This is a genomic window from Rhodococcus sp. G-MC3 (genome assembly GCF_030063335.1).
Lineage (GTDB): Bacteria > Actinomycetota > Actinomycetes > Mycobacteriales > Mycobacteriaceae > Rhodococcoides.
This window is the reverse complement of sequence record NZ_JASISW010000007.1, coordinates 28,988-53,018: the sequence shown is the minus strand read 5'-3', so window position 1 is coordinate 53,018 and position 24,031 is coordinate 28,988. Positions and strand designations below refer to the sequence as shown.

General features: G+C 62.4%; 20 protein-coding genes and 2 tRNA genes. 17 read left to right on the top strand and 5 right to left on the bottom strand.

All coding sequences use genetic code 11. From position 1 onward, the window contains the following. Window positions 1-57 precede the first annotated feature (57 nt). The 13 genes from gnd to QMK17_RS09395 all read left to right on the top strand — a co-directional run bounded on the left by gnd (window position 58) and on the right by QMK17_RS09395 (window position 16,113). The gene (gene gnd / locus QMK17_RS09455) at window positions 58-978 is read left to right on the top strand and encodes a phosphogluconate dehydrogenase (NAD(+)-dependent, decarboxylating) (RefSeq protein ID WP_283508534.1); all 921 of its coding nucleotides are present in this window, start codon (window positions 58-60) and stop codon (window positions 976-978) included. 2 nt (window positions 979-980) lie between these two features. Then, window positions 981-2,249, top strand: coding sequence for a DNA replication/repair protein RecF (gene recF, locus QMK17_RS09450; RefSeq protein WP_283508532.1), 1,269 nt, complete (start codon window positions 981-983; stop codon window positions 2,247-2,249). Further along, a complete protein-coding gene (locus QMK17_RS09445; RefSeq protein WP_283508530.1) occupies window positions 2,246-2,806 on the top strand; it encodes a DUF721 family protein in 561 nt (186 codons plus the stop codon). The genes recF and QMK17_RS09445 overlap by 4 nt, the downstream gene beginning before the upstream one ends. A gap of 223 nt (window positions 2,807-3,029) precedes the next feature. After that, window positions 3,030-3,878, top strand: a complete 849-nt coding sequence (locus QMK17_RS09440) for a metal-dependent hydrolase (RefSeq protein ID WP_283508529.1) — start codon at window positions 3,030-3,032, stop codon at window positions 3,876-3,878. A gap of 35 nt (window positions 3,879-3,913) precedes the next feature. Further along, window positions 3,914-5,011: a PDR/VanB family oxidoreductase gene (locus QMK17_RS09435; RefSeq protein ID WP_283508528.1), complete on the top strand. Its 1,098-nt coding sequence runs from the start codon at window positions 3,914-3,916 to the stop codon at window positions 5,009-5,011. A gap of 286 nt (window positions 5,012-5,297) precedes the next feature. Continuing rightward, window positions 5,298-7,340: a DNA topoisomerase (ATP-hydrolyzing) subunit B gene (gyrB, locus tag QMK17_RS09430; protein ID WP_283508527.1), complete on the top strand. Its 2,043-nt coding sequence runs from the start codon at window positions 5,298-5,300 to the stop codon at window positions 7,338-7,340. Between the two features lie 42 nt (window positions 7,341-7,382). Continuing rightward, window positions 7,383-9,929 carry a DNA gyrase subunit A gene (gene gyrA, locus QMK17_RS09425; RefSeq protein WP_283508526.1) on the top strand — a complete coding sequence of 849 codons (2,547 nt, stop codon included), beginning with the start codon at window positions 7,383-7,385 and terminating at the stop codon, window positions 9,927-9,929. After that, window positions 9,929-11,317 carry a DUF3566 domain-containing protein gene (locus QMK17_RS09420; protein WP_283508525.1) on the top strand — a complete coding sequence of 463 codons (1,389 nt, stop codon included), beginning with the start codon at window positions 9,929-9,931 and terminating at the stop codon, window positions 11,315-11,317. The genes gyrA and QMK17_RS09420 overlap by 1 nt, the downstream gene beginning before the upstream one ends. Before the next feature lie 109 nt (window positions 11,318-11,426). Continuing rightward, window positions 11,427-11,500: transfer RNA gene (locus QMK17_RS09415), tRNA-Ile, on the top strand. A 213-nt stretch (window positions 11,501-11,713) separates the two neighbouring features. Beyond that, a tRNA-Ala gene (locus tag QMK17_RS09410) sits at window positions 11,714-11,786 on the top strand. Between the two features lie 393 nt (window positions 11,787-12,179). After that, window positions 12,180-13,118 carry an acyl-ACP desaturase gene (locus tag QMK17_RS09405; RefSeq protein ID WP_442972733.1) on the top strand — a complete coding sequence of 313 codons (939 nt, stop codon included), beginning with the start codon at window positions 12,180-12,182 and terminating at the stop codon, window positions 13,116-13,118. A 275-nt stretch (window positions 13,119-13,393) separates the two neighbouring features. Then, window positions 13,394-14,410: a GGDEF domain-containing protein gene (locus QMK17_RS09400; RefSeq protein WP_283508523.1), complete on the top strand. Its 1,017-nt coding sequence runs from the start codon at window positions 13,394-13,396 to the stop codon at window positions 14,408-14,410. 122 nt (window positions 14,411-14,532) lie between these two features. Continuing rightward, on the top strand, window positions 14,533-16,113 hold the full coding sequence (locus QMK17_RS09395; RefSeq protein WP_283508520.1) for an alpha/beta hydrolase: 1,581 nt from the start codon (window positions 14,533-14,535) through the stop codon (window positions 16,111-16,113). A gap of 19 nt (window positions 16,114-16,132) precedes the next feature. Here QMK17_RS09395 and QMK17_RS09390 read toward each other — a convergent pair whose 3' ends face one another. Then, complete coding sequence (locus QMK17_RS09390) at window positions 16,133-16,519, bottom strand: hypothetical protein (RefSeq protein WP_283508518.1); 387 nt, start codon at window positions 16,517-16,519, stop codon at window positions 16,133-16,135. Window positions 16,520-16,618: 99 nt separating this feature from the next. On the opposite strand from QMK17_RS09390, the gene QMK17_RS09385 reads away from it, so the two are divergent. Next, complete coding sequence (locus tag QMK17_RS09385; RefSeq protein ID WP_283508517.1) at window positions 16,619-17,146, top strand: peptidylprolyl isomerase; 528 nt, start codon at window positions 16,619-16,621, stop codon at window positions 17,144-17,146. Between the two features lie 31 nt (window positions 17,147-17,177). Then, window positions 17,178-18,077 carry a rhomboid family intramembrane serine protease gene (locus QMK17_RS09380; protein WP_283508515.1) on the top strand — a complete coding sequence of 300 codons (900 nt, stop codon included), beginning with the start codon at window positions 17,178-17,180 and terminating at the stop codon, window positions 18,075-18,077. 22 nt (window positions 18,078-18,099) lie between these two features. On the opposite strand, the gene QMK17_RS09375 is transcribed toward QMK17_RS09380, so the two are convergent. Continuing rightward, the gene (locus tag QMK17_RS09375; RefSeq protein ID WP_283508513.1) at window positions 18,100-18,582 is read right to left on the bottom strand and encodes a PH domain-containing protein; all 483 of its coding nucleotides are present in this window, start codon (window positions 18,580-18,582) and stop codon (window positions 18,100-18,102) included. 87 nt (window positions 18,583-18,669) lie between these two features. Next, window positions 18,670-18,933 (bottom strand): cell division protein CrgA, encoded by a 264-nt coding sequence (crgA, locus tag QMK17_RS09370; protein WP_283508511.1) that lies wholly within the window; start codon window positions 18,931-18,933, stop codon window positions 18,670-18,672. A 242-nt stretch (window positions 18,934-19,175) separates the two neighbouring features. Between crgA and QMK17_RS09365 the strand changes: the two genes are divergently transcribed. Then, the gene (locus tag QMK17_RS09365; protein ID WP_283508509.1) at window positions 19,176-19,949 is read left to right on the top strand and encodes a DUF881 domain-containing protein; all 774 of its coding nucleotides are present in this window, start codon (window positions 19,176-19,178) and stop codon (window positions 19,947-19,949) included. Between the two features lie 25 nt (window positions 19,950-19,974). Then, window positions 19,975-20,631 carry an aminodeoxychorismate/anthranilate synthase component II gene (locus tag QMK17_RS09360; RefSeq protein WP_283508507.1) on the top strand — a complete coding sequence of 219 codons (657 nt, stop codon included), beginning with the start codon at window positions 19,975-19,977 and terminating at the stop codon, window positions 20,629-20,631. Between the two features lie 18 nt (window positions 20,632-20,649). Here the strand turns inward: QMK17_RS09360 and pknB are convergent, their stop codons facing one another. Both pknB and QMK17_RS09350 read right to left on the bottom strand, forming a co-directional pair. Next, window positions 20,650-22,569 carry a Stk1 family PASTA domain-containing Ser/Thr kinase gene (pknB, locus tag QMK17_RS09355; RefSeq protein WP_283508505.1) on the bottom strand — a complete coding sequence of 640 codons (1,920 nt, stop codon included), beginning with the start codon at window positions 22,567-22,569 and terminating at the stop codon, window positions 20,650-20,652. Beyond that, entirely contained in the window at window positions 22,566-24,026 is a 1,461-nt protein-coding gene (locus QMK17_RS09350; protein ID WP_283508503.1) for a serine/threonine-protein kinase, read from the bottom strand. The genes pknB and QMK17_RS09350 overlap by 4 nt, the downstream gene beginning before the upstream one ends. Window positions 24,027-24,031 lie beyond the last annotated feature (5 nt).

Here is a 24,031-nt window from a genome sequence, read left to right as displayed (position 1 = left end):
TCCTCGAGAGGGCTGCGCTTGTACCATCACCGACGTAACTAGAGAAGGACGCTCCGCATGCAGCTGGGACTGGTCGGACTCGGAAAAATGGGCTTCAACATGCGTGAGCGTCTGCGCGCTCACGGTCACGAGGTCATCGGCTACGACCCGCGGCCGGAGGTGACCGACACACCTTCACTGCAGGGGTTGGCCGATGCGCTTCCAGCCCCTCGGGTCGTGTGGGTCATGGTTCCATCGGGCGACATCACCCGGTCGACCATCTCGGGACTTGCCGATGCCCTCGAGGAGGGCGACCTGGTGATCGATGGTGGTAACTCCAGGTTCACCGACGACGGCCCCAACGCGGCATTGTTGGCAGAAAAGGGCATCGGCTACATCGACGCGGGAGTTTCGGGCGGTGTCTGGGGCCTCGAGAACGGCTACGGCCTGATGGTCGGTGGCTCGGACGCGGACGTCGAGCGTGCATTGCCGATTTTCGATGCTCTCCGCCCTGAGGGCGAGCGTGCCGACGGTTTCGTCCACGCAGGCCCCGTGGGAGCCGGCCATTACTCGAAGATGGTTCACAACGGTATCGAGTACGGATTGATGCAGGCCTACGCCGAGGGGTACGAACTCCTCGAGGCCGAAGAGCTGGTTCAGGACACCCACGGTGTGCTGCGGGCATGGAGCAAGGGCACCGTTGTGCGGTCATGGCTGCTCGATCTCCTGGTGCAGGCACTCGCTCAGGATCCCGATTTTGCCGAGATTTCCGGTTACACAGAGGATTCCGGTGAGGGACGGTGGACGGTGGAAGAGGCGATCAGGCATGCGGTTCCGGCACCTGTCATCTCGGCTGCGCTCTTCGCTCGCTTCGCCTCACGTCAGGACGACTCACCGGCAATGAAGGCAGTCTCGGCGTTGCGTAATCAGTTCGGTGGCCACGCGGTGAAGCGCGCAACGACCGAAGAGACACTTCGCGCACCCGATCCCAAGAATTAGTTTTGTTCGTTCGGTCTTTCACCCTGCGTGACTTTCGTTCGTGGGACGACGTCACCATCGATCTCGGGCCGGGTTCGATGGTGTTCGTTGGCCCGAACGGGCACGGCAAGACGAATTTGATCGAATCGCTCGGATATCTTTCGACTCTGTCTTCCCATCGAGTATCCAATGACGCTCCTCTGATCAGGGTGGGGGCCGAGCGAGCCTTCGTCGGTGCATCGGTGGTCAATCGTGGTCGGGAACTCGAAATCGACGTCGAGATAGTTTCGGGCAGGGCGAACAAGGCGAGGATGAACAGGTCGCCGGTTCGGCGGCCGCGTGAGATTCTCGGTGTACTGCACGGTGTTTTGTTCGCGCCGGAGGATTTGTCACTCGTACGAGGCGACCCAGGTGAGCGGCGACGGTATCTCGACGAGCTCCTCACGACTCGTCGGCCCCGAATGGCCGGTGTGCGTGCGGATTACGAGAAAGTGCTGAGACAACGTTCGGCGCTGCTGAAGACTGCCGGGGGTGCCCTTCGGCGGGGGTCACGCTCGAGCGACGGCGCGAGCGCGTTGGCGACGCTCGACGTGTGGGACGGTCATCTGGCCGCGCACGGCGCCGAGTTATTGGCGGCACGGATCGGGCTGGTTCACGAACTGACGCCGTATGTCACTGAATCCTATGCGTCGATCGCGCCGGAATCACGTTCGGCTACAACGGTGTATCGCTGCAGCCTCGCCGATGCGCTGCCGCCGGAGTTCGCCGAACCCGATCGAACTCCCGAACCCGATGATGTCGAGGTTCTCGAAGCTGCCTTTCTACATCAGCTCACCCAGGTCCGGCAGCGCGAGATCGAGCGAGGCGTCTGCCTTGTCGGTCCTCATCGGGACGATCTGGAACTCGTGCTGGGTGAACAACCAGCCAAAGGCTTTGCAAGCCATGGAGAATCGTGGTCGTTCGCGCTCTCGCTACGATTAGCGTCTTTTGCTTTGCTCCGTGCGGAAGGAACCGATCCGGTGTTGATGCTCGACGACGTTTTCGCCGAACTCGACCGTAAGCGTCGTAGTGCTCTTGCCAAGGTTGCAGCCGAGGCCGAGCAGGTATTGATCACCGCAGCCGTCGGCGAGGACGTCCCGCCGGAGCTCGATGCACATCGCTTCGATATCGAAGCTTTCGAAAGTCATTCCAAGCAAGGTGATTCCAAGCAAGGCGATTCGGTACGAACCTCGACTGTCTCCGATACCGGCAAGGTCATCGATGCTCTGGTCGAGGACGAGGTGGATCGATGAACGAGGATGAAGCTGAGGGAACGTCTGGACCGGAACCGGAACTCAAAGGTATCGATCTTGCACGGCGAGCCCTCGAGGATGCGCGTGCGGCCGCGAAAGCCAGTGGAAAGTCTGTCGGACAGGGCCGGTCGTCGCCGACCGGTGGTGTTCGAGCATTGCGCGGGCGACGCAAGCGTGGATGGTCTGGCCCCGGACCCGACGATCGTGATCCGCAGACGCTCGGCTCGCTCACTGGATCCATCGCGAAGAAACGAGGGTGGTCCGACAAGGTGTCGGAGGGCACGGTGCTCGGTAGGTGGCCTGCGGTGGTGGGTGAGGACATCGCCTCGCATGCGACCCCGACAAAACTCGACGACGGCATTCTCAGCATCACCGCAGAGTCGACGGCGTGGGCAACCCAGCTTCGGCTGATGCAGCCGCAGATTCTGGCCAAGATCGCCGCGGCCGTCGGGCACGGCGTCGTGAAATCGCTGAAGATCCACGGACCGACGACGATGAGTTGGCGCAAGGGGGATCGCCACGTAAAAGGGCGCGGTCCCCGCGACACCTATGGGTAAAAGTCTTGTTCCCTCTTAATACTTACTTATGAAACCCCAAGAGTGATCTTGGTTGCATTGGTACTCGGGTGCCCGTAGCGTTTTACTTTGCTGTGGCGAGTGTCGGGTTCGAACATGGCATGAGGAAGTGTCACACCGACGAAGGGAACTCGTGTTTTCTGTTGAGCAACCGGGACCTGTGAGAGTTTCCCGTAAGCCTGAGGACAAGCCTGAGGATCGAGTTGTGTTGCACGCGCGCAATGTTGCGTTCGACTGGAGCTCGCTCCCGCTGCATTATGTGGACGACGACGCACTGGCCACTCACCTCTTCAACGTGATGCACCTACTTCTGCCTGAAGGTGAAGAGTGGTTCGTCCGAACGTTCAAGGAGGCATTGCCTCTCATTCACGACGATCAGCTTCGTGAGGACGTCATCGGTTTCATCGGTCAGGAGGCAATGCATGCCACCGCGCACACGCAGGTTCTCGATTCCCTGACCGCCCACGGCATCGACGTGGCTCCTTATGTCGAACAAATGCAGTTTTTGTTCGGCCGCGCACTCGGCAATCGCTCCAGCCATGGAAGAAACAGTCTCGTCGAGCGTGTAGCGCTCATCGCCGCCGTCGAACATCTGACGGCGTTCCTCGGAGACTGGGTGCTCAACGCCCGCGAACTCGACGCCGTGAAGGTCGACCCGACGATGCTCGATTTACTGCGCTGGCACGGTGCCGAGGAAGTCGAACACAGGTCCGTTGCGTTCGAGGTGATGCAGTATTTCGACGTTCGGCCGATCCGGCGTTTACGGACCTACATCGTGATCGCACCAACATTGGTCTGGTTCTGGACCAGAGGTGTTCGGTACTTGATGGATCAGGATCCGACGTTGGCGGCGTTGCCGTCGAAGAAGCGACGTCCCACCATTGGTGACTTTCGACGAGTTACCCGGCGTGGACTGTTTCCCTCGGCAGCGATGTTGTGGAAGGCCTCGCTCCGATACCTCCGCAGCGACTACCACCCCTCACAGGAGGGGTCGACCGACCAGGCAGTGCAGTACCTCGCACATTCGCCTGCTGCACGTGCAGCGGCTCAGTGACACGTTCGATGGGCCTACGCCGGACTCTCTCCAAAATGACCAAGACGGTCGAAGGCTATCGAGTGGGACGTTCTGTTCCACCCGACCTGTACGGCCGAGGGGTGCCTGACCAGACGGTCTCCATCGTCACCGATGCGCTGGACAAATGGTTTGCTCTGCTCGACAACGGCGAGTACAGCAGTGACTTCGCGTCGCCGCCCCTCGCGCGCGAATTGGCACTGACACTCGAGCGCCGTGAGGTTCTCTGCCGCGATCAGATGGTGGTTCGGTTGACGTTCGTCGCTGCCGAAGCCGTCGATCTACCGTCGTGGTCTCCTGGGATGCATATGGACTTCCAGCTGCCGTCCGGACGCAAGCGTCAGTATTCGCTGTGCGGCGATCCAGCCGACCGCCGCTCGTATACCGTTGCGGTGCGCCATGTTCCGGACGGCGGTGGGGGCTCGGCCGAGATGCATTCGCTGGAGCTAGGGGCAGGGCTGACGGTGCGAGGGCCACGCAACGGGTTCCCGTTCGTGCGCGGTGGGGCCGCGGTCTTCATCGCCGGCGGGATCGGTATCACCGCGATCCTGCCGATGGTGCGATCGGCGCGACTTCTGGGGATGGACTGGCATCTGGTGTACTGCGGCCGGACGCGGGATTCGTTGCCGTTTCTCGAGGAGATCGAGTCGTGGAACAGCGATCGAGTGGTAGTCCGCACCAATGACGTGGACGGAATACCGACCGCTGCGCAACTTCTCGCTGCTGCCGTAGGCGGTGCGGTGTACTGCTGTGGTCCGCCCCCGATGATCGATGCGGTGCGTCTGGCCTTCGACGACGTGCCCGCGACACATCTGTATTTCGAACGCTTCTCGCCGCCCGCGGTGCGAGACGGTGTGGAATTCGAAGTCCAGCTCGTCGATTCGGGAACGATCGTCACCGTGCCTGCGGACAAGTCTGCGCTGCAGGCAATTCGAGAGGTCAAACCCAACGTTGCCTACTCCTGTCAGCAGGGATTCTGTGGCACTTGCCGCACGCGTGTCCTCGTCGGAACACCCGATCACCGGGAAAACCGATTGACGCCGGAAGAACAGCACGACGAAATGTTGATCTGCGTCTCACGCGCAGATGGCGGTCGTATCGTGCTGGACCTGTGACCGCCGAAGCCTGATCATCCGTCCATCTTTGCCCCCGGTGACGCAAAAAATCCGTCTGTGAGGCATTCAGGGGGCATTTCGGGGTGTCATCGTCCCCATGCCGTCACTGGGTACCAGTAGGATGGACTGGTAACAGAGAAGCCTGACGGAATCGGCTCCTTTTCATGCGAGGACTCACCCGGGCCTTCGGCATGGGGAGGCGGCTCCTTGCCCTGGCACCTTCCGGTGCATGGGGCGGCACTTCGGTGCGATGGTCTTCCGACGCGTAAAGGAGAACAACCGAACCGTGGCTGCCGAAAAGTCAGGCAAGACCGAGAACAAAGATTACAGCGCTTCGTCGATTACCGTGCTCGAGGGACTGGAAGCAGTCCGCAAGAGGCCCGGTATGTACATCGGATCCACCGGAGAGCGCGGTCTGCACCATCTGATCTGGGAAGTCGTCGACAACTCGGTCGACGAGGCCATGGCGGGATACGCCACCACCGTGGATGTGACGATTCATGAGGACGGCAGCGTCGAGGTCGTCGACGATGGTCGAGGAATTCCAGTCGGAACCCACTCCTCCGGCGTTCCCACGGTCGAGGTCGTCATGACCCAGCTGCACGCAGGCGGCAAGTTCGACTCCGACTCGTACGCGGTGTCCGGTGGCCTGCACGGTGTCGGTATTTCGGTGGTCAACGCACTCTCGACCAAAGTCGAGCTGACCATCGCCCCTCGTGACGGCAACCTGTACAAGCAGACGTACAACTACGCGAAGCCCGGCCCGCTGGATATCGTCGACAAGACGGACAAGCAAGGCACAACGGTGCGGTTCTGGCCGGACGGCAAGATCTTCGAAACCCTCGATTTCAGCTTCGAGACAGTGCACCGCCGCCTGCAGGAGATGGCATTCCTCAACAAGGGACTGACCATCAACTTCACGGACGAGCGAACTGCCGTCGCCGAGGTTACCGAGGAAGAGCTCGGCGAGACCGCGCTGGCGCCGAAGTCCGCCGAAGAACAAGAAGCGGAGGCTGTCGCCGCCAAGCCTGCGAAGGCGCGTAAGCGCTCGTACCACTACCCCGACGGCCTGATCGACTTCGTCAAGCACATCAACGCGAAGAAGACACCCATCCACAACTCGGTCGTCGGCTTCACCGCCAAGGGTGAGGGCCACGAGGTCGAGGTCGCGATGCAGTGGAATGCCGGCTACTCGGAGTCCGTGCACACGTTCGCCAACACGATCAACACCCACGAGGGTGGCACCCACGAAGAAGGTTTCCGTACTGCTCTCACCGCGACGGTGAACAAGTACGCGAAGGAGAAAAAGCTCGTCAAGGAGAAAGACGACAAGCTCACCGGCGACGACATCCGTGAAGGTCTCGCCGCTGTGATCTCCGTTCGTGTCGGTGAGCCACAGTTCGAGGGGCAGACGAAGACGAAACTCGGCAACACCGAAGTCCGCTCGTTCGTGCAGAAGGCGTGCAACGAGCACCTCGCGCACTGGTTCGAGTCCAACCCGGCCGACGCGAAAACGATCATCAACAAGGCCGTTTCGTCGGCGCAGGCACGCATGGCTGCACGTAAAGCTCGCGAGCTGGTGCGCAAGAAGAGTGCCAACGACATCGGCGGTCTGCCGGGCAAGCTCGCGGACTGCCGGTCCAACGACCCGAGCAAGTCCGAGATCTACATCGTGGAGGGCGACTCCGCCGGTGGTTCGGCAAAGTCCGGTCGTGACTCGATGTTCCAGGCGATCCTGCCGCTGCGCGGAAAGATCATCAACGTCGAGAAGGCACGCATCGACCGCGTCCTCAAGAACAACGAAGTCCAGTCGATCATCACCGCGTTCGGCACCGGCATCCACGACGAGTTCGATCTCGCCAAACTGCGCTATCACAAGATCGTCCTGATGGCCGACGCCGATGTCGACGGCCAGCACATCTCGACGCTGCTCATGACGCTGCTGTTCCGTTTCATGCGTCCACTCATCGAGAACGGCCACGTGTATCTCGCAATGCCACCTCTGTACAAGCTCAAGTGGAGCCGCGGCGAGCCTGATTTCGCCTACTCCGACCGCGAGCGCGACGGTTTGCTCGAGGCGGGTATTGCGAACAAGAGGAAGATCAACGTCGAAGACGGAGTCCAGCGCTACAAAGGCCTCGGCGAGATGAACGCCAAGGAACTGTGGGAGACCACGATGGACCCCTCCGTTCGAGTGCTTCGACTCGTCACGCTCGACGATGCCGCCGCAGCAGACGAACTGTTCAGTGTGCTCATGGGTGAAGACGTCAGTGCCCGACGCAGTTTCATCGCGCGCAACGCCAAGGATGTTCGTTTCTTGGACGTCTAGGCCTGAAACCTGCTTCGCCACAAAGACTTTGAAGGAGTTTAGATGTCGGATATAACCGAGCCTCCTGTCGGGCCTCCCGGACAGACGACCAACGCAGAAGGTGGAGACCGGATCGATCCGGTCGACATCCAGCAGGAAATGCAGCGCAGCTACATCGATTACGCCATGAGCGTCATCGTCGGGCGTGCCCTTCCCGAGGTGCGTGACGGCCTCAAGCCGGTGCACCGCCGCGTGCTGTACGCGATGTACGACTCGGGCTTCCGCCCGGACCGCAGCTACGTGAAATCTGCCCGCCCCGTTGCCGAAACGATGGGTAACTACCATCCGCACGGTGACACGTCGATCTACGACGCGCTGGTGCGACTGGCTCAGCCGTGGTCGATGCGTTATCCACTCGTCGACGGCCAGGGCAACTTCGGCTCGAGGGGTAACGACGGCGCGGCCGCGATGCGTTACACCGAGGCACGCCTCACGCCGCTCGCGATGGAAATGCTGCGCGACATCGACGAGGACACCGTCGATTTCATCCCCAACTACGACGGCAAGACTCGAGAGCCGACGGTACTTCCGGCTCGTGTGCCGAACCTGTTGATGAACGGTTCCAACGGCATCGCCGTCGGCATGGCGACCAACATCCCGCCGCACAATCTTCGCGAGCTCGGGGAGGCCGTCTTCTGGGCACTCGACAATCACGAGGCGGACGAGGAAGCAACGCTCGCCGCCTGTATGGAACGCGTCAAAGGCCCGGACTTTCCGACCCACGGACTCATCGTCGGCGGCCAGGGAATCCTGGACGCCTATTCGACGGGCCGTGGATCCATCCGTATGCGCGGCGTCGTCGAGATCGAAGAAGACACGATGGGCCGTACGACCATCGTGATCACCGAATTGCCCTTCCAGGTCAACCCGGACAACATGATTCAGTCGATTCACGAGCAGGTTCGTGACGGCAAGCTGGCCGGAATTTCCAAGATCGACGACGAGTCCTCGGACCGCGTCGGTATGAGAATTGTCGTCACCATCAAGCGCGACGCTGTCGCAAAGGTGGTGCTCAACAACCTGTACAAGCACTCGCAGCTGCAAACCAGCTTCGGTGCGAACATGCTCTCCATCGTCGATGGCGTTCCGCGGACCCTTCGTCTCGACCAGATGATTCGCTACTACGTGGCGCACCAGCTCGAGGTCATCGTTCGACGCACCCGCTACCGGTTGCGCAAGGCCGAGGAACGGGCCCACATTCTGCGTGGTCTGGTCAAGGCGCTCGATGCGCTCGACGAAGTCATCGCGCTCATTCGTCGTTCACCCGACGTCGATGCCGCACGCACCGGATTGATCGACCTTCTCGACGTCGACACCATCCAGGCAGACGCCATCCTTGCGATGCAGTTGCGCAGGCTCGCTGCCCTCGAGCGTCAGAAGATCATCGACGAGTTGGCCGAGATCGAAATCGAGATTGCCGATCTGCAGGACATTCTGGCCAGGCCGGAGCGTCAGCGTCAGATCGTGCGCGACGAACTCGGCGAAATCATCGAGAAGTTCGGTGACGACCGTCGTACCCGCATCATCGCGAGCGACGGCGACGTCAACGACGAAGACCTCATCGCGCGGGAAAACGTGGTCGTGACGATCACCGAAACCGGATATGCCAAGCGCACCAAGACCGATCTCTACCGTTCGCAGAAGCGGGGCGGCAAGGGCGTGCAGGGCGCGGGACTCAAGACGGACGACATCGTCAGCAAGTTCTTCGTGTGCTCCACGCACGACTGGATCCTGTTCTTCACCACGAAGGGTCGCGTCTACCGCGCAAAGGCGTACGAGCTGCCCGAGGCGAACCGAACCGCTCGAGGCCAGCACGTAGCGAACCTGCTCGCATTCCAGCCGGACGAGCGAATCGCTCAGGTCATCCAGATTCAGACCTACGAAGATGCTCCCTACCTGGTGCTCGCCACCAAGGGTGGCTTGGTCAAGAAGTCCAAGCTCACCGACTTCGACTCCAACCGCAGCGGCGGAATTGTCGCCGTCAACCTGCGTGGTGACGACGAGTTGGTCGGCGCCGTACTCGCATCCTCCGACGACGATCTTCTTCTCGTCTCCGCGCAGGGACAGTCGATCCGCTTCTCCGCTACCGACGAGGTTCTCCGCCCCATGGGCCGGGCCACCTCCGGCGTGCAGGGCATGCGATTCAACGGCGAGGATCAGCTGCTGTCTCTCAACGTGGTCCGCGAGAACAAGTATCTGCTGGTCGCGACGTCCGGTGGATATTCCAAGCGCACTGCGATGGAGGACTACCCGCAGCAGGGCCGTGGCGGAAAGGGCGTGCTGACAATCCAGTACGACGTGAAGCGTGGCACCCTGGTAGGGGCTCTCATCGTCGACGACGACGACGAGCTGTACGCAATCACCTCGGGTGGGGGCGTAATCCGTACCGCAGCGAAGCAGGTGCGGAAGGCCGGTCGACAGACGAAGGGCGTTCGGTTGATGAATCTCGGGGAAGGCGACACACTTCTCGCCATAGCCCGTAACGCCGACGAGCACGACCCGGAGCCGGGCGCAGTTCCTGCCGAAGACGAAACACCGAAGGAGTCGTAGTGAGCACTCCCAACAGGCCTGGTAGCAGGCCCGTTCCGTCGAGTGAGCAGGCCGAGCAGCCGCGCCAGCCCGCGCGGCCGCAGCCCGCGACGAGGCCAGACGGCGAGCCTGCAGCTCGACCTGCTGCTGCAACGCCACCTCCGCAGGGTGCACGTCCGCAGGATGCACGTCCGCAGGCGCGTGGACCTCAGGCCGCGGGACAAGTCCCCGGTCGTCCGGGCTCGGCTCAGCGTCCCGCGGCTCCGGCTGCATCTCCGTCGCCCGAGCGGCCAGCTGCTCCTCAGTCGGCGGGTCAGCCTGCTCCGGCAGAACGGCAGGAGGCCCCAGCGTCTGCGGGTCGCTCTACAGCGGATGCTCGGACTCTCCAGTCTCCAAGTGTTCAGCCTCCTACCCAGCGGCCGCCGGTGGCACCACGGCCGGTGGCCGAGCAGCAGCCCCCGACACAAGCCGCTCCACGGGTCGAGCAGCAAAGCGATTCCTCGACGGGTGCATCCGAGCATCTGGATTCGCTCCGTGCGGCCGGAGCACAACCTCCTCGGCCCGGTGCACCCACGCAGTCGAGTCCGGTCCAGTCGCACCCAGTTCAGGGCAACCCGAACCAGGGCAACCCGAACCAGGGCGCGCCGTCAGGACCACCCCCGTGGCAGCGTGGGCAGAGGAATCCGCAGCAGGGCGGCGATGCCCGCGGGCCCCAGATTCAAGTACCGAACAACACCCAGAACCAACCGCAGACCAATCTGTCCGCTCGTGGAGGTTCTCTTCCGCAGGGCGGTCCAGTGGAGTCCGCGGCGGCTGCAACGTCGGTTGCCGCAGTTCGCCAAGCGGGGTACGCCGAGGATCCGGACGCGAAGACTCAGCGCCGCGAGGCCGCGAAGTCGAAGGCAGCGGTGATCGACGGACCCACACGGCACATCGAGCGCAAGGATCTCGCGAAGGACATGCCGGACCTGTCGGAGGTTCGCCACTCCGGCCCGGCGGCCGAGACTCGACAGGTTGCTCAGCCTGCTGCGGTCGATCCCCGCGAGGGAGGTGATGTCCTGCGTGCGACGATCCAACTGCGGAAGATCGATCCATGGTCGACGCTCAAGATCTCGCTCGTTATCGCCGTCTCGCTGTTCTTCGTATGGATGGTTGCGATCGGCCTGCTGTACGCGGTGCTGGACGGCATGGGCGTCTGGGATCGCCTGAACAGTGCGTTCACCGAGATCGTCAACGAATCAGGGGATGGCGGTCTGGTCAGTGCCGGTCAGGTCTTCGGTTACGCAGCTGTGATCGGCATCATCAACGTTGTCTTGTTCACGGCTCTGACGACCATTGGATCGTTCATCTACAACTTGTCATCAGACCTGGTCGGCGGCGTCGAAGTGACGCTGGCGGATCGAGACTGAGCGCAGCGGACGAGGGGCCGTGTCGAGACGTTTTGGAGTACAGCGGTTCGATACGGTAACCTCACTCCTCGGTTCGAGAAGAGAAATCTTCACGCGAATCGAGGTACGCGGGCCTATAGCTCAGGCGGTTAGAGCGCTTCCCTGATAAGGAAGAGGTCGGAGGTTCAAGTCCTCCTAGGCCCACACCGAACGATACTGAGAGGGAAAGATTCTGTGAAGATTCTTCTCTTTGTCGCGGCGGTGGCTGCAAGTGTTGTGGCGGCGTCGAAGATACGTACTGCACGTAGCGGAGATGGTGTCTGGCACAAGCTTTCACCTTCGTGAGAAGTTCGTTGGTCGCAAGAGTGTAGGGTATTGTTCGCTTGCGAAGTTAGTATATTTTGAAAGCCACGACCCGGGGCCTTAGCTCAGTTGGTAGAGCGCTGCCTTTGCAAGGCAGATGTCAGGAGTTCGAATCTCCTAGGCTCCACAGTGGAAAAGACGTCCAGCATCAGCTGGGCGTCTTTTTTCGTTCGCGGGGAAATTCAGGCTTACGTCGGGCTCAGCTGTACGGGGTCGGACCAGCTCGAGCGTGCAGATGGGTTTCCAACGGGTGTTGTGATCGGTTCCAACCCAGGTAGAAGTCGGTGTGGACCTGTCCAGAGAATCTGTGCGCCCGAGACACAGGTGATGTGCAGCGCCTACCGTTCGGTGCGAAGTCGATCTCCAGGAAGTGCTCGTGGAGCGGTCGCACCGCAGGGGGGTGCGATCGCCCACGCCGCGAGCCCTCCGCGTGCCACCGATCTGGTCAGTGCGCCTTGCCGTTCGAGGATTCATACCCGGGTGTCGATCGAATGCTCTCCTGAACAAAGGAAAGATGACTATGCGTTACCTCGAACACACCGAACTGCTGACAGAGCTCGACGAGACACTCACCCAGAACCTCGATCGACATCTGTCGATGGCCAGGGAGTGGCATCCCCACGATTACATTCCCTGGGACGAAGGACGAAACTTCGCTGCCATGGGTGGCGACGACTGGCACGAGTCGCAGTCATCGTTGTCCGATCTCGCTCGTACGGCGATGATCACCAATCTGCTCACCGAGGACAACCTTCCGTCGTACCACCGGGGACTGGCCGACAACTTCTCGCTCGACGGTGCGTGGGGAACCTGGGTCGGGCGATGGACGGCCGAGGAGCACCGCCATGGCATCGTCATGCGCGACTATCTCGTGGTGACGCGGGCAGTCGACCCCGTCGAGCTCGAGCGAGCACGGATGCAGCATATGACCACGGGAGTAGATGCCCCGATGGACGGGAAGAACTTCCTGCACTCGGTGGCGTACGTGACGCTTCAGGAACTTGCCACGCGTGTCTCGCATCGCAATACCGGACACGCGTGCGGCGACGAAGTGGCGGACAAGATGCTGGCTCGCATTGCCGCGGACGAAAACCTGCACATGATCTTCTACCGAAATCTGGGTGCTGCGGCACTCGATCTCACACCGGACCAGATGGTGCGCGCCATTGCCGACGTGGTCACCGATTTTGCAATGCCCGGCCTGAACATGCCCAATTTCAGGAAGAACGCGATGCAGTTGGCCAAGTATGGAATCTACGATCTGCGGCAGCACCTGGACGAGGTGTTGATGCCCGTCTTGCGCAAATGGCAGATCTTCGAGCGCAACGACTTCTCCGGCGAAGGTGAGAAGGATCGTGATCGGCTGGCGGAGTTCACGGAGGACCTGTTGATGAAGGCGTCGAAGTTCGAAGAGTCGCGTGATCGGCTGCTTGCACGGGAGGCCGCGCTCGCCTCCTGACTACTGCGGTTGCCAGCAATCGTCACAACCCTGGTGGCTTCATTGCTCGGTGCCAGGTCGAATGTCGGTAGAAAGTGTTAAAGTCCCGCACGACAGACATGGCCAGAGGCGCCGAGCGCGATGTCGTGGGGGAGGTCGGTAGTGCTGAATCGTTTTGGTCGGACCGCTGCACCCTCATCCGCTGCACCCTCATCCCCGGTAGTCACATCCTCGGTAGTCACGCCTGGCGTGGCGATGAGCGGGGCTCAGCGGTCTCCGTATTCGGTCTCCCGCCCATGATCGACTGGATGCTCGCCAAGACGCCCAAGCTCGACGAATCGGGGCTTACGCTACTGGTGTACGCAGGCGGTACCACTGTGCTGTACGCGGCCGGTAGCAGTGCTGCCTGGAGTACAACGAGCTCGTTGGGCAGGTTTGCCGTTGTCGGCTCGATTACCCTCGGCATCGCGTCCATCGTCCTGTTGTTGCGAACGAAGAGGCCGAGTCCCAAACGAACTGTCGGAACGGTCACGGCGATGTCGATCGTTGCTGTTGCACTGGCATTCGTTGCAACCGACACCCTGCCGGGATTCTTGATCGGTGTATTGGCGACGATGTTCCTCGGTATGCACATCGGTGCGTTCTGGTCCGAACGCACCGCGGGCATTTGGGTTGCGCTGCTGGCAGTCGCAGCTGTTTTCGGCGCCGCCGTCGGACCGTTCGGGTCTTCGTTCATCTCGTACGTTCTCATCGCACTCGGTGTGGTGGGGGCTACCGAAGTGTTCGGTGCGTTCGCGCGGCGGATGCGTTACTCGGCAACGCATGACGCGCTGACCGGTTTGCTCAACAGGTTCGGATTCGAATCGAAGGTCGAGAAGATTCTGCCGATATGCGCAGCGCGCGGTCTTTCGGTCAGCATGGCAGTGATGGATCTGGACAATTTCAAGCAGATCAACGACGAGTACGGACATATCGCCGGCGATGTACTGCTTGCCCGTGTGTCGAAGGCATGGAAGGCCGAGCTGAGTCGTCGGGACGTCGTGGGGCGACTCGGAGGTGACGAGTTCGTTCTCTTCATGCCGGGAGTCCTCGAAGCCGAGGCGTGGCAGATCATCGACCGCCTGCGCCGTGCGCATCGCGCCGAGTGGAGCGTGGGTCTGGTGTGTATGCCTGCCGCGCGTGGGTGGGTGGAAATCTACCGAGCGGCCGACGCAGACCTATACCGGGCCAAGCGAAGTCGTCCACGAAATCAGCAGGTTCAGCGCGCGCAGCAGCCCGGGTCCGATGAAACGGAGTGGAGAATAGCACGCTGACTCACGCTCCACAGGATTCATCCACAGGCTGTGGATAGATTTCGGCGGTCTCGCTCCTCACTGGTGTGTACTACTCACAGGTCGACCAGCGGGTCGACGGTCGAGTCGGCTGGTGGGGGCGAATGATGGTTGTGTGGAGCGAGATTCAGAGTTGGAACGCCTCCGAAGTCGCCGCGCTCGGCGGTCGGTTGATCGGAATCGCCGACGCACTCCGCCGGGAGACCGAGTCTCTGATCGACGCTGTGGGGCTGCTGCGGTGGTACGGGGATGCGGCAGATGCCGCACGTCGAGCAATCTTGGCCATTCACGACGACTTTCTCGGGCAGACAAACGAACTCAGCCGGGTCGGTGTATGTGTTGCCGGACTTGCGACTTCGATGTATCCGCTGTCCGCGGTGGTACGTGACTGTGAAGACATGGCAGAGACCAACACGATGGTCGTCGAAGTGACGGGGAACATCGTCGACGCACTCGGTGTCTACGCCACAGCATCCGGTGATGCGTGGACCGCAGCCCGCGACCGCACAAGGATGAGGCGGGAGATCGAGGAACGCGTCCGGGCAGCGCTTGCCAGGGCAACCGAGATCGACGACGACGCTGCGGCTGCAATCGATCGAACGCCGACCGGACCGGGTTCGGCTGCTGCCCAGCCCGACCTCGACCTGGCCACCGCGCCCGCGAACGCCGCGTACTGGGACGCGTTGACTTCGGCGCAGCGCACGACTCTGCTCGTCGAGCAGCCAGGTGTGATCGGCAATCTCGACGGCATTCCGGCAGACATCCGCGACTCCGCGAACAGGCGAATGTTGGTGCTCGAACGGACGAGACTGCTAGGAGTCGCTGCAGACCTCCGAGTGCGACTCGGCAACAATCATTTCGGCGGTCTGTTCGGCAACGCCGACGCCGGGCTCGAGCAGACCGAGAAGCGGCTGGAGGCCCTGGACGAGATCGCTGAAACCCTGGACACGGGACACCGTCAATTGTTGGTGTTGGACAACACGAGTGCGGAGCAGACATTGGCTGCCATCGCGGTCGGCGATGTGCACACGGCAACGCATGTCGCAGTATTCGTGCCGGGGTTGGATTCGGACGTCGCCGGTGACATGCGCCGGTACGACCAGGACATGGACGGTCTCGAGAATACCGTCGAGCATGCACTTCCGAGCGGTGAGACCGTCGCATGCGTGACGTGGATGAACTATCAGGCTCCCCATCTCGGCTGGAGTCTGTTGGATCCGCGTACGACGGTGATGTCGCCGATGGCCGCCGCGCTCGGCTCACCACGTCTGACGAGCTTTCTCGATGGACTCGATGCCTCACGCTCGCAGGATCCGCACCTGACTCTGCTCGGCCATTCGTATGGATCCCTCACCGCCGCACTGGCATCGAAGGGTGTGGACTCCACCGGCGTCGACGAGATGGTGGCGCTGGGGTCACCAGGTCTCGGAGTGGATCGAATCGACACCCTCTCCGTCCCACCGGAGCATGTGTTCGTGGGAGAGAGCAGAGGCGATGTCATCGCTGACCTCGGGATCTTCGGCGGGGATCCGAGTGAGAAGGCAGGCGTCGTACCGTTGGCAACCCGATCGGACACCGCCCTGGCACCGAGTCACGGCCACAGTGAGTACTTGACCGACGGAACAGTGACTCAGAAAAACGTTGCGTTGGTGGTCGCGGGCCGTTCGGCCGAGATCCCAGGTTGAGTGAACGACTGTGCGGCGGCTACTGCGTCGTCGGTGTAGGCGCTGCCGACCCGTTCATCGGGGTATCGGCGTAGTCCTCGAGGCTTGGCGGGGCGTCCGCTGGAGGCTCGGGGGTGTGCCTGCGCTTCGCCGCGAGGAGCGCAGCGCCCGCCGCGACACCTGCCACCGCGCCCAGTGCGATCAGCTTCTTGTTGCGAGAGCAGACTCGCGGCTGGGCTGTGACCTTGGACGCTCGACGAACCTTTCGGCGCTCGAGTTCGTGCTTGGCGAGGCTGTATCCGCGAGTCGCGAGTTGAAGTCCGATACCAGCAGACCCGGTTCCGAAAACCTTCGCTGCCCGCACCAGAGTGGTCCCGGTCTTCGCGGCGACATCGCGATACGGTGCAGACTTCGATGTGCTCGTCATGGCTCCACTGTTCCATATTCGGTCCTCGAAAGACGGTTGCCTCACCTGCAAGACGGGCGTCAGTGGCTGCAAGATGGGCGTCAGTGGCACGATGGGGGTGTGACTTCACCAAACAAGACATCCACGGCAACGCTGCACACCAACCGCGGCGACATCGTCATCGATCTGTTCGGCAACCACGCGCCGAAGACAGTCGAAAACTTCACCGGTCTCGCCGACGGTTCCAAGGAGTACACGACGACCAACGCGTCCGGTGGAAAGACCGGGCCGTTCTTCGACGGCGCCGTCTTCCACCGCGTCATCGACAACTTCATGATTCAGGGTGGCGACCCCACCGGCACCGGCACCGGCGGCCCCGGCTACAAGTTCGGCGACGAATTCCACCCGGAGCTCGGTTTCGACCGTCCATACCTGCTGGCCATGGCCAACGCCGGACCCGGAACCAACGGATCGCAGTTCTTCATCACCACGACGAAGACGCCTCACCTCAACCGGAAGCACACCATTTTCGGCGAGGTGACCGACGAGGCATCGAAGAAGGTCGTCGACAGTATCTCCGGCACGCCTGTCGGACGCGGCGATCGCCCGGTCGACGAGGTCGTCATCAACAGCATCACGCTGGCCTGACGCTCCCCGAGATCCGCGGAAGAATTTCACGATGACGAACCCCGGCTGGGGTGGCGCGTACGGCAACGAGCCCACCCCGCCTCAGTCGAGGTGCGTCGCGCATCCCGACCGTCCCACCGGTCTTGCTTGCTCGCGCTGCGGGCGACCGGCCTGCCCCGAGTGCTTGCATTCGGCGTCGGTCGGGCAGCACTGCACCGAGTGCGTCCGGGCGGGGAGTGCTTCGGTTCGCCCGGCTCGAACCGTGGCAGGTGCCCGGTCGGGGTCCAGGTACGGACTCGTCACGTACATCCTGATGGGCTTGAACGTACTGGCGTTCGCCGTGACTGCCCTTCAATCGCGCAGCCTCATCGACAACACAGTCGGATCCCCGCTGTTCCAAGCCTGGGCGTTGTTTCCGCCCGCGGTGGCGACGGGTGACGTCGAACGACTCCTCGGCAGCGGGTTTCTGCACATCGGGCCGATCCACCTGCTCGTCAACATGTTCGCGCTCTACATCATCGGCCGCGACGTCGAGGCCATTCTCGGTCGTGCCCGCTACATAGCGGTGTACGCCGTGTCGCTGCTCGGCGGCAGCGCCTCGGTGATGGTCCTCGAGAATCCAACCACCGTGACCGCGGGTGCTTCCGGGGCGATCTTCGGCCTGCTGGGAGCGCAAGCGGTCATCCTGCTCAAACTTAAACGCAGCCCGACGCCGGTGCTGGTGGTGATCGGGCTCAACATCGTCATCAGCATCTCGCTCCCCGGCATCTCACTCTGGGGGCATATGGGCGGACTGGCGGCCGGTGCGCTTGCTACCGCCGCAATCCTGTTCGTACCGGGGAGCGTCCGTTCACCGAGGATCGGCTGGATCGCCGTCGCCGGTGTGGCTGTACTGGCGCTGGCCGTAATCGGTTTCCGCGTGCTCGATCTGCGTTCGCAGATGGGCCTGTAACTACTCGCAATTCGACGTCAGGCTAGCGCTCTGGCGGAACCAGCCCGTGCCGCTCGAGAGTGTCGTACACGTCCTGCGGGTCCGTTCCTAGATCCCAGCGCCCAAAAATGATGAGGCGATCTTCGGTATCGCCCGCGCGTACGACGTCGATCTCGAGCATCGGCACCCGCCGGCCCAGCCGGGGGTAACGGACCAGCTTGATCCGAACGATCTCGTCACGTCGGTACGTCCGGACACCGGTCAGGCGCTTCATCGACAACGCGCCTGCATCTATCCACAGGCGCGGCCGCTGATACGCCGCCAAACCGGCGATTATCCACAGGCCAATGGCTCCGAGGGAGATCAATAAACGCCCGGCAGGATCGGTGTTGGTCAGCGCTGCGGCTACGACCAGCACAAATCCGCCAACAGTGAGCGCAACGACCGCGGCGATGGGCGTCGCCCACGCCTCTTTGTCCACAGGCTGTGGACCGTCGGAAAAGTTATCCACAGGCTTTATCCACATTGGGGATGAATGACACCGGTGTAACTAAGCGGGGAGCACCTACACATGGACGCCTTATGAGCACCTCGTTTTTCTCCAACGCCCTGTTTATCTCCAACGCATCGTCATCGCGAGGCCGACCACCATGAAGCCGAATCCGATCAAGAAGTTGTATGCACCGAGGCTGTTCATCCACCCGATATTTTCGGCAGCGAGATAGTAGACAAGCAGCCACAGCAGCCCTACCAGCATGAATCCGAGCATCACCGCGACATAGAACGGGCTTGACGGGCCGGACTTGATTGCACCGGGGGTGCGCGACCCCGGTGCAATCACATAATCCTTCTTCTTCCGAACCTTCGATTTCGGCATGTCTTCTCCTTCGTTGTCGCAAAGTCGATAGGTGGCACAAGGTTGTAGACACAAGGTTGTGGACGACCGCACCGAGGGGCTGTGGATAACTCTTCCCGCCGATCGGCCACGGTTCCAGCCCTCGACACCAGTGTCGCCCAGCGAGCAGGTAGCGTGATTTTTCACGGTATGCGCCCGAAAACGAGCACATGCCAAGTACACGCTAGCTCAGCAGAAACACACAGGAGAGCACCGGAGAGGCGATGGCTTCGGAAACTTCGCGCCTACAGGGTGCCGCGCCACGGGTTTGGGGCATCCTGGTACTTGCCGTGTGCCTCGTCGTCGGAATTCTTCTGGCCACGACGAGGCAGTTCTCGCACGGTGACGAGATCCGCCGCAGTGACACCACGCGGCTGTCCAGCCTCGTCCGTGACGCTCAGAGCAGCGCCGACGATGCCGAGGCCGTTCGCGACGACCTGACTGCTCGGGTGGACGCCCTACAGGTCGCGGCGGGTAGAAACAATTCCGATGTGGGTGTGGCTCGGTCGCAGACAGACCGATTGAGCGCCCCCGCCGGTCTCGATGCCCAGTCCGGCTCGGGCATCGTCGTCACATTGACCGACGCGCCCCGGGGACAGGACGGCCGATACGCCTCCGATGCTTCCCCGAATGATCTCGTCGTCCACCAGCAGGACATTCAGAGCGTTCTCAATGCTCTGTGGTCCGGCGGGGCAGGGGCGATTGCCATGCAGGATCAGCGCATCGTCAGTCGAATCGCCCCACGCTGTATCGGTAACACGCTGCTTCTGGACGGCCGCACCTACAGCCCCCCGTACGTCGTGTCGGCGCTGGGCGACCCTGCTGCGTTGTCGAAGGCACTGGACAATGCTCCTGGCGTTCGGGTGTTCAAGCAGTACGCATTGAGATATGGCCTTGGCTACCGTGCGAACGCGTCCCAGGACCTGACGGTGCCGGCGTACGACGGCACGATCCGAATGCGCTACGCCGAGCCTGTACAAGGCGGACAACCTGGGTGAGCGCGGCTGACCTATTCTGGGGCGCATGCGCATCCTCGTCGTCGACAACTACGACAGCTTCGTTTTCAATCTCGTTCAGTACATCGGCCAGCTCGGGGTCGACGCCGAGGTCTGGCGCAACGATGATTCCAGGCTCGACGACCGGGACGCCGTAGTTCGCGACTTCGATGGAGTCTTGCTCAGCCCAGGTCCGGGTACTCCGCAGCGGGCGGGCGCCACCATGGATTTGGTGACCGCCGCGGCGAAGGCCGCCACCCCCTTGCTCGGTGTGTGCCTCGGCCACCAGGCGATCGGGGCCGCCTTCGGAGCGACTGTGGACCGCGCTCCCGAACTCCTGCACGGTAAGACGAGCTTGGTTCACCACTCCGGCGTCGGTGTGCTCGCCGGCCTTGCTGATCCGTTCACCGCCACGCGCTACCACTCACTGACCGTCGCGTCCGAGACAATTCCTGCCGAGCTGGAGGTCACCGGACGGACCGATTCGGGGCTCGTGATGGCGATGCGCCACCGTGAACTGCCGATTCATGGGGTTCAGTTCCACCCTGAATCCATCCTCACGCAGGGCGGACACAGGATGCTGTCCAACTGGCTGACCGTGTGCGGCCGGCAACAGGACGACGCTTTGATCGGGCAACTCGAGGCCCAGGTCGCGGAAGCGTTCGCTCCTACGACCTCGAGCTAGCCCGATCGGCGGTTCGGATCAACGACCGGGGATCCCCAGAATTGCGAGTTCGACGTTGACGGTCTGAGTCTTCGTGATCTCCGACCCCGCAGGCTCCTGTTGGTTGACGATCTTGCCGACCATCGTGGCGTCGAGTTGAGGCCGAGTTCCGGTGACGATGTTGGAACTCGTACCCGTCCATCCCGCAGCTTGCATCGCGGAGAGTGCCTGAGCCTGCGTCAGTCCGAGCAGGTCGGGCATCGGAATTTTGTCTCCGTTGGAGACGCGCAACGTGATCGTGCTGCCCTCGGTCACGTTCGTGCCACCTGCCGGGTCGGTCGAGACTACTTCGCCGACCGGCAGGCCCGAGTCGATGTTCTCGATCTCGACCTTGAAGCCCGCACCTTCGATGTTGGGTTGCGCAACCTCCACCTGCTGTCCGGCTACATTGGGCACGCGAATTTCCGCGGGTCCGCTACCGAGCGTGATCTTGACCGACGACCCGACAGTGATCCCGACCCCGGACGACGGGTTCTGCTCGATGACCTTGTCGAGATTTTCGGGCGTCGACGTGACCCGCGCGACGGTGCCGTCCACCTGCAGTCCAAGTGCAGTGAGGGCCTGCGCGGCTTGCTGCTGTGTCTTGCCGCTCAGCGGCGGCACCTGAACCTGCGCAGGACCGGTCGAGACGTCGAGGTTCACGTTGCTCGGTGAGTCCACCTCGCTACCCGATGCAGGTTGAGACCCGATCACTTTTCCCGAGGGGATCGACGCGTCGGGCTTTTCCTGGATGTTCACTCGAAGGCCGAGGTCCTGCAGTGTCGACGCTGCCTCGGACGAATCGAGGTTGGCGACGGCGGGGATGGTAACGCGATCGGTGGACGAGTTCAGCGACGCCAGGAATGCCGTGATGATGCCGATGATCACGACGGCTGCGACCGCAAGCAGAGCGATACGGAGGCCGCGTTTCTTCGGCTTTTCGTTGTCGTCCGAGCGTCTCGGGCCCGAGGTGACCTCGGCCGGTCCGCTCGTCTGGCGAGGATGCGGTGCACGAGCATCCATCGAACCGAGAATGGTGGTGCGGTCCTCGTCGTTCATGACGGTCGGTGCGCTCGGCCGCTGCCCGCCGAGGACGCGTACCAGGTCCGTGCGCATGTCCGCTGCGGACTGATAGCGGTTGGCCGGATTCTTGGCCATTGCCTTGAGGATGATGGAGTCGAGTTCCCGGGGAATGTCAGGGTTCACGAGCGACGGCAGTTCTGGATCTTCACGCACGTGCTGGTACGCCACAGCGACCGGCGAGTCACCCTTGAACGGCGGTTCGCCGGTAAGGATTTCGAACAGCACGCAGCCGAGGGAGTACACATCCGAGCGTGCGTCCACCTGCTCACCGCGGGCCTGCTCCGGCGAAAGGTACTGCGCTGTACCGATTACCGCGGCAGTCTGCGTCATCGGGCTCGAGCTGTCCGCGATGGCGCGCGCGATACCGAAGTCCATGACCTTGACTGCGCCCGCGTTGTTGATCATCACGTTCGCGGGCTTGACGTCGCGATGAACGATGCCGTTGCGGTGGCTGAAGTCGAGTGCTGCACAGACGTCGGCGATGACCTCCATCGCTCGCCGCGCAGGCATGGGTCCTTCTGCTCTGACGATGTCGCGCAGTGTGTTTCCGTCGACGTACTCCATCACGATGAACGGCAACGGACCGGCGTCGGTTTCTGCCTCGCCGGTGTCGTAGACGGCGACGATAGCCGGGTGATTGAGTGCGGCAGCGTTCTGCGCCTCGCGGCGAAACCGCAGATAGAACGTCGGGTCGCGCGCGAGATCGGCACGCAGCACCTTGATTGCCACGTCGCGGTCGAGTCGGTTGTCCCGTGCAAGATGGACCTCGGACATTCCACCGAAACCGAGTATCTCTCCCAACACGTAACGAGAGGAGAGTTCGCGGGGAGTCGTCATCGCTGTCCTTGTCGATCAGTGTCCGAAACGCCGGTGGTCGAATTGTTTTCGTCCGAGAAGGGATCACCTGAGGCTTGCGGCTCTTCCTCGTAGCCACCGCCGAGTCCGGGGATAGCCGGGAGGGTGAACGAGGGAATGGTGATGCCGCCGCCGGTCGTGGTTGTCGTTGTCGGCGCAGTCGTGGTTGTCGTCGGCGCCGTGGTCGTGGTGGTGGTTGTTGTCGGTGGCGGCGTTGTCGTCGTCGTGGTTTCTCGGGTTGTTGTCGTCGGCTCTTCGGTGGTGGTCCTGGGCGCCGTTGTCGTGGCGACGGGAGCCTGGGTCGTGGTGGCAGGGTTGAACCGGGCAGGCGTTTGGCTGTCCTGGTTCAACAGCACGAACCCTCCGACGAGAACAGCCAGCAGCAAAAGCCCGCCGGCGCCCCACGCCAGTGCCTTCTGGGCCGAGGACATACCGGCCTTCTCGGGCTGGTCGGCCACGGCCGGAGCAACTCCACCTGTCTTCGGTCCGGTGTACTGGTTCTGCGACGTCGGCATCATCTGTGTGCTGCTCGGCGCGGGCACGACGCCCGGCATCATGACTCGGCCGGTGCCTGGACCACGGCCGTTACCGGGTGCCGGTGGCCTGCGTCCCGCACGAACCGCTGCGACGGCATCGGCGAACTCGCCGCCGCTGCCGTATCGAGCAGCTGGATCCTTGGCCATGGTGATCTCGATGAGTTCGCGCACTCCCGGCGGCAAATCGGCCGGTAGCGGTGCAGGCATCTCGCGAACGTGCTTCATCGCGACGGTCAGGGCCCCGTCGCCGACGAACGGGCGAGTACCCGCCAAGGCCTCGTACCCGACGACGCCGAGCGAGTAGACGTCACTCGCGGACGTCGCCTCCTCGCCGAGGGCTTGCTCGGGAGCGATGTACTGGGCGGTGCCCATCACCATCCCGGTCTTGGTGACCGGTGAGGCGTCGACTGCCTTGGCGATACCGAAGTCCGTGATCTTCACCTGGCCTGCCGGTGTGATCAAGATGTTGCCCGGCTTCACGTCACGGTGGACGACACCTGCTGTGTGCGCGACCTGCAGTGACCGTCCGGTCTGCTCGAGCATGTCGAGGGCATGGCCGAGCGGGAGTCTGCCGACACGCCCGAGAACTGCGTTGAGAGGCTCGCCGTTGACGAGTTCCATGACGAGATAGGCCAGCGATTCGCCTGCAGTGTCCCGAGTCTCGCCGTAGTCGTAGACCCCGGCGATACCGGGGTGGTTGAGCTGAGCCGTCGTCCGGGCTTCGAAGCGGAAGCGCTGAAGGAACTCTGGATCCTCGGAGAACTCCGCTTTGAGGACCTTGACGGCCACTTTGCGGTCGAGGCGATTGTCCATGGCCTCCCAGACCTGGCCCATGCCGCCCGTTGCGATCAATCGCAGCAGTCGGTAGCGCTCGGCAATGACAGCACCGTTGCTCAGTGGCATCTTCA

Coding starts and splice junctions, on each gene's coding strand:
- QMK17_RS09395 (WP_283508520.1), top strand. CDS start 14,533: ATGATGGTTGTGTGGAGCGAGATTCAGAGTTGGAACGCCTCCGAAGTC.
- QMK17_RS09350 (WP_283508503.1), bottom strand. CDS start 24,026: ATGCCACTGAGCAACGGTGCTGTCATTGCCGAGCGCTACCGACTGCTG.
- pknB (WP_283508505.1), bottom strand. CDS start 22,569: ATGACGACTCCCCGCGAACTCTCCTCTCGTTACGTGTTGGGAGAGATA.
- QMK17_RS09400 (WP_283508523.1), top strand. CDS start 13,394: ATGATCGACTGGATGCTCGCCAAGACGCCCAAGCTCGACGAATCGGGG.
- QMK17_RS09365 (WP_283508509.1), top strand. CDS start 19,176: ATGGCTTCGGAAACTTCGCGCCTACAGGGTGCCGCGCCACGGGTTTGG.
- gnd (WP_283508534.1), top strand. CDS start 58: ATGCAGCTGGGACTGGTCGGACTCGGAAAAATGGGCTTCAACATGCGT.
- QMK17_RS09435 (WP_283508528.1), top strand. CDS start 3,914: ATGACCAAGACGGTCGAAGGCTATCGAGTGGGACGTTCTGTTCCACCC.
- QMK17_RS09390 (WP_283508518.1), bottom strand. CDS start 16,519: ATGACGAGCACATCGAAGTCTGCACCGTATCGCGATGTCGCCGCGAAG.
- QMK17_RS09375 (WP_283508513.1), bottom strand. CDS start 18,582: ATGTGGATAAAGCCTGTGGATAACTTTTCCGACGGTCCACAGCCTGTG.
- QMK17_RS09360 (WP_283508507.1), top strand. CDS start 19,975: ATGCGCATCCTCGTCGTCGACAACTACGACAGCTTCGTTTTCAATCTC.
- QMK17_RS09380 (WP_283508515.1), top strand. CDS start 17,178: ATGACGAACCCCGGCTGGGGTGGCGCGTACGGCAACGAGCCCACCCCG.
- gyrA (WP_283508526.1), top strand. CDS start 7,383: ATGTCGGATATAACCGAGCCTCCTGTCGGGCCTCCCGGACAGACGACC.
- crgA (WP_283508511.1), bottom strand. CDS start 18,933: ATGCCGAAATCGAAGGTTCGGAAGAAGAAGGATTATGTGATTGCACCG.
- QMK17_RS09445 (WP_283508530.1), top strand. CDS start 2,246: ATGAACGAGGATGAAGCTGAGGGAACGTCTGGACCGGAACCGGAACTC.
- QMK17_RS09405 (WP_442972733.1), top strand. CDS start 12,180: ATGCGTTACCTCGAACACACCGAACTGCTGACAGAGCTCGACGAGACA.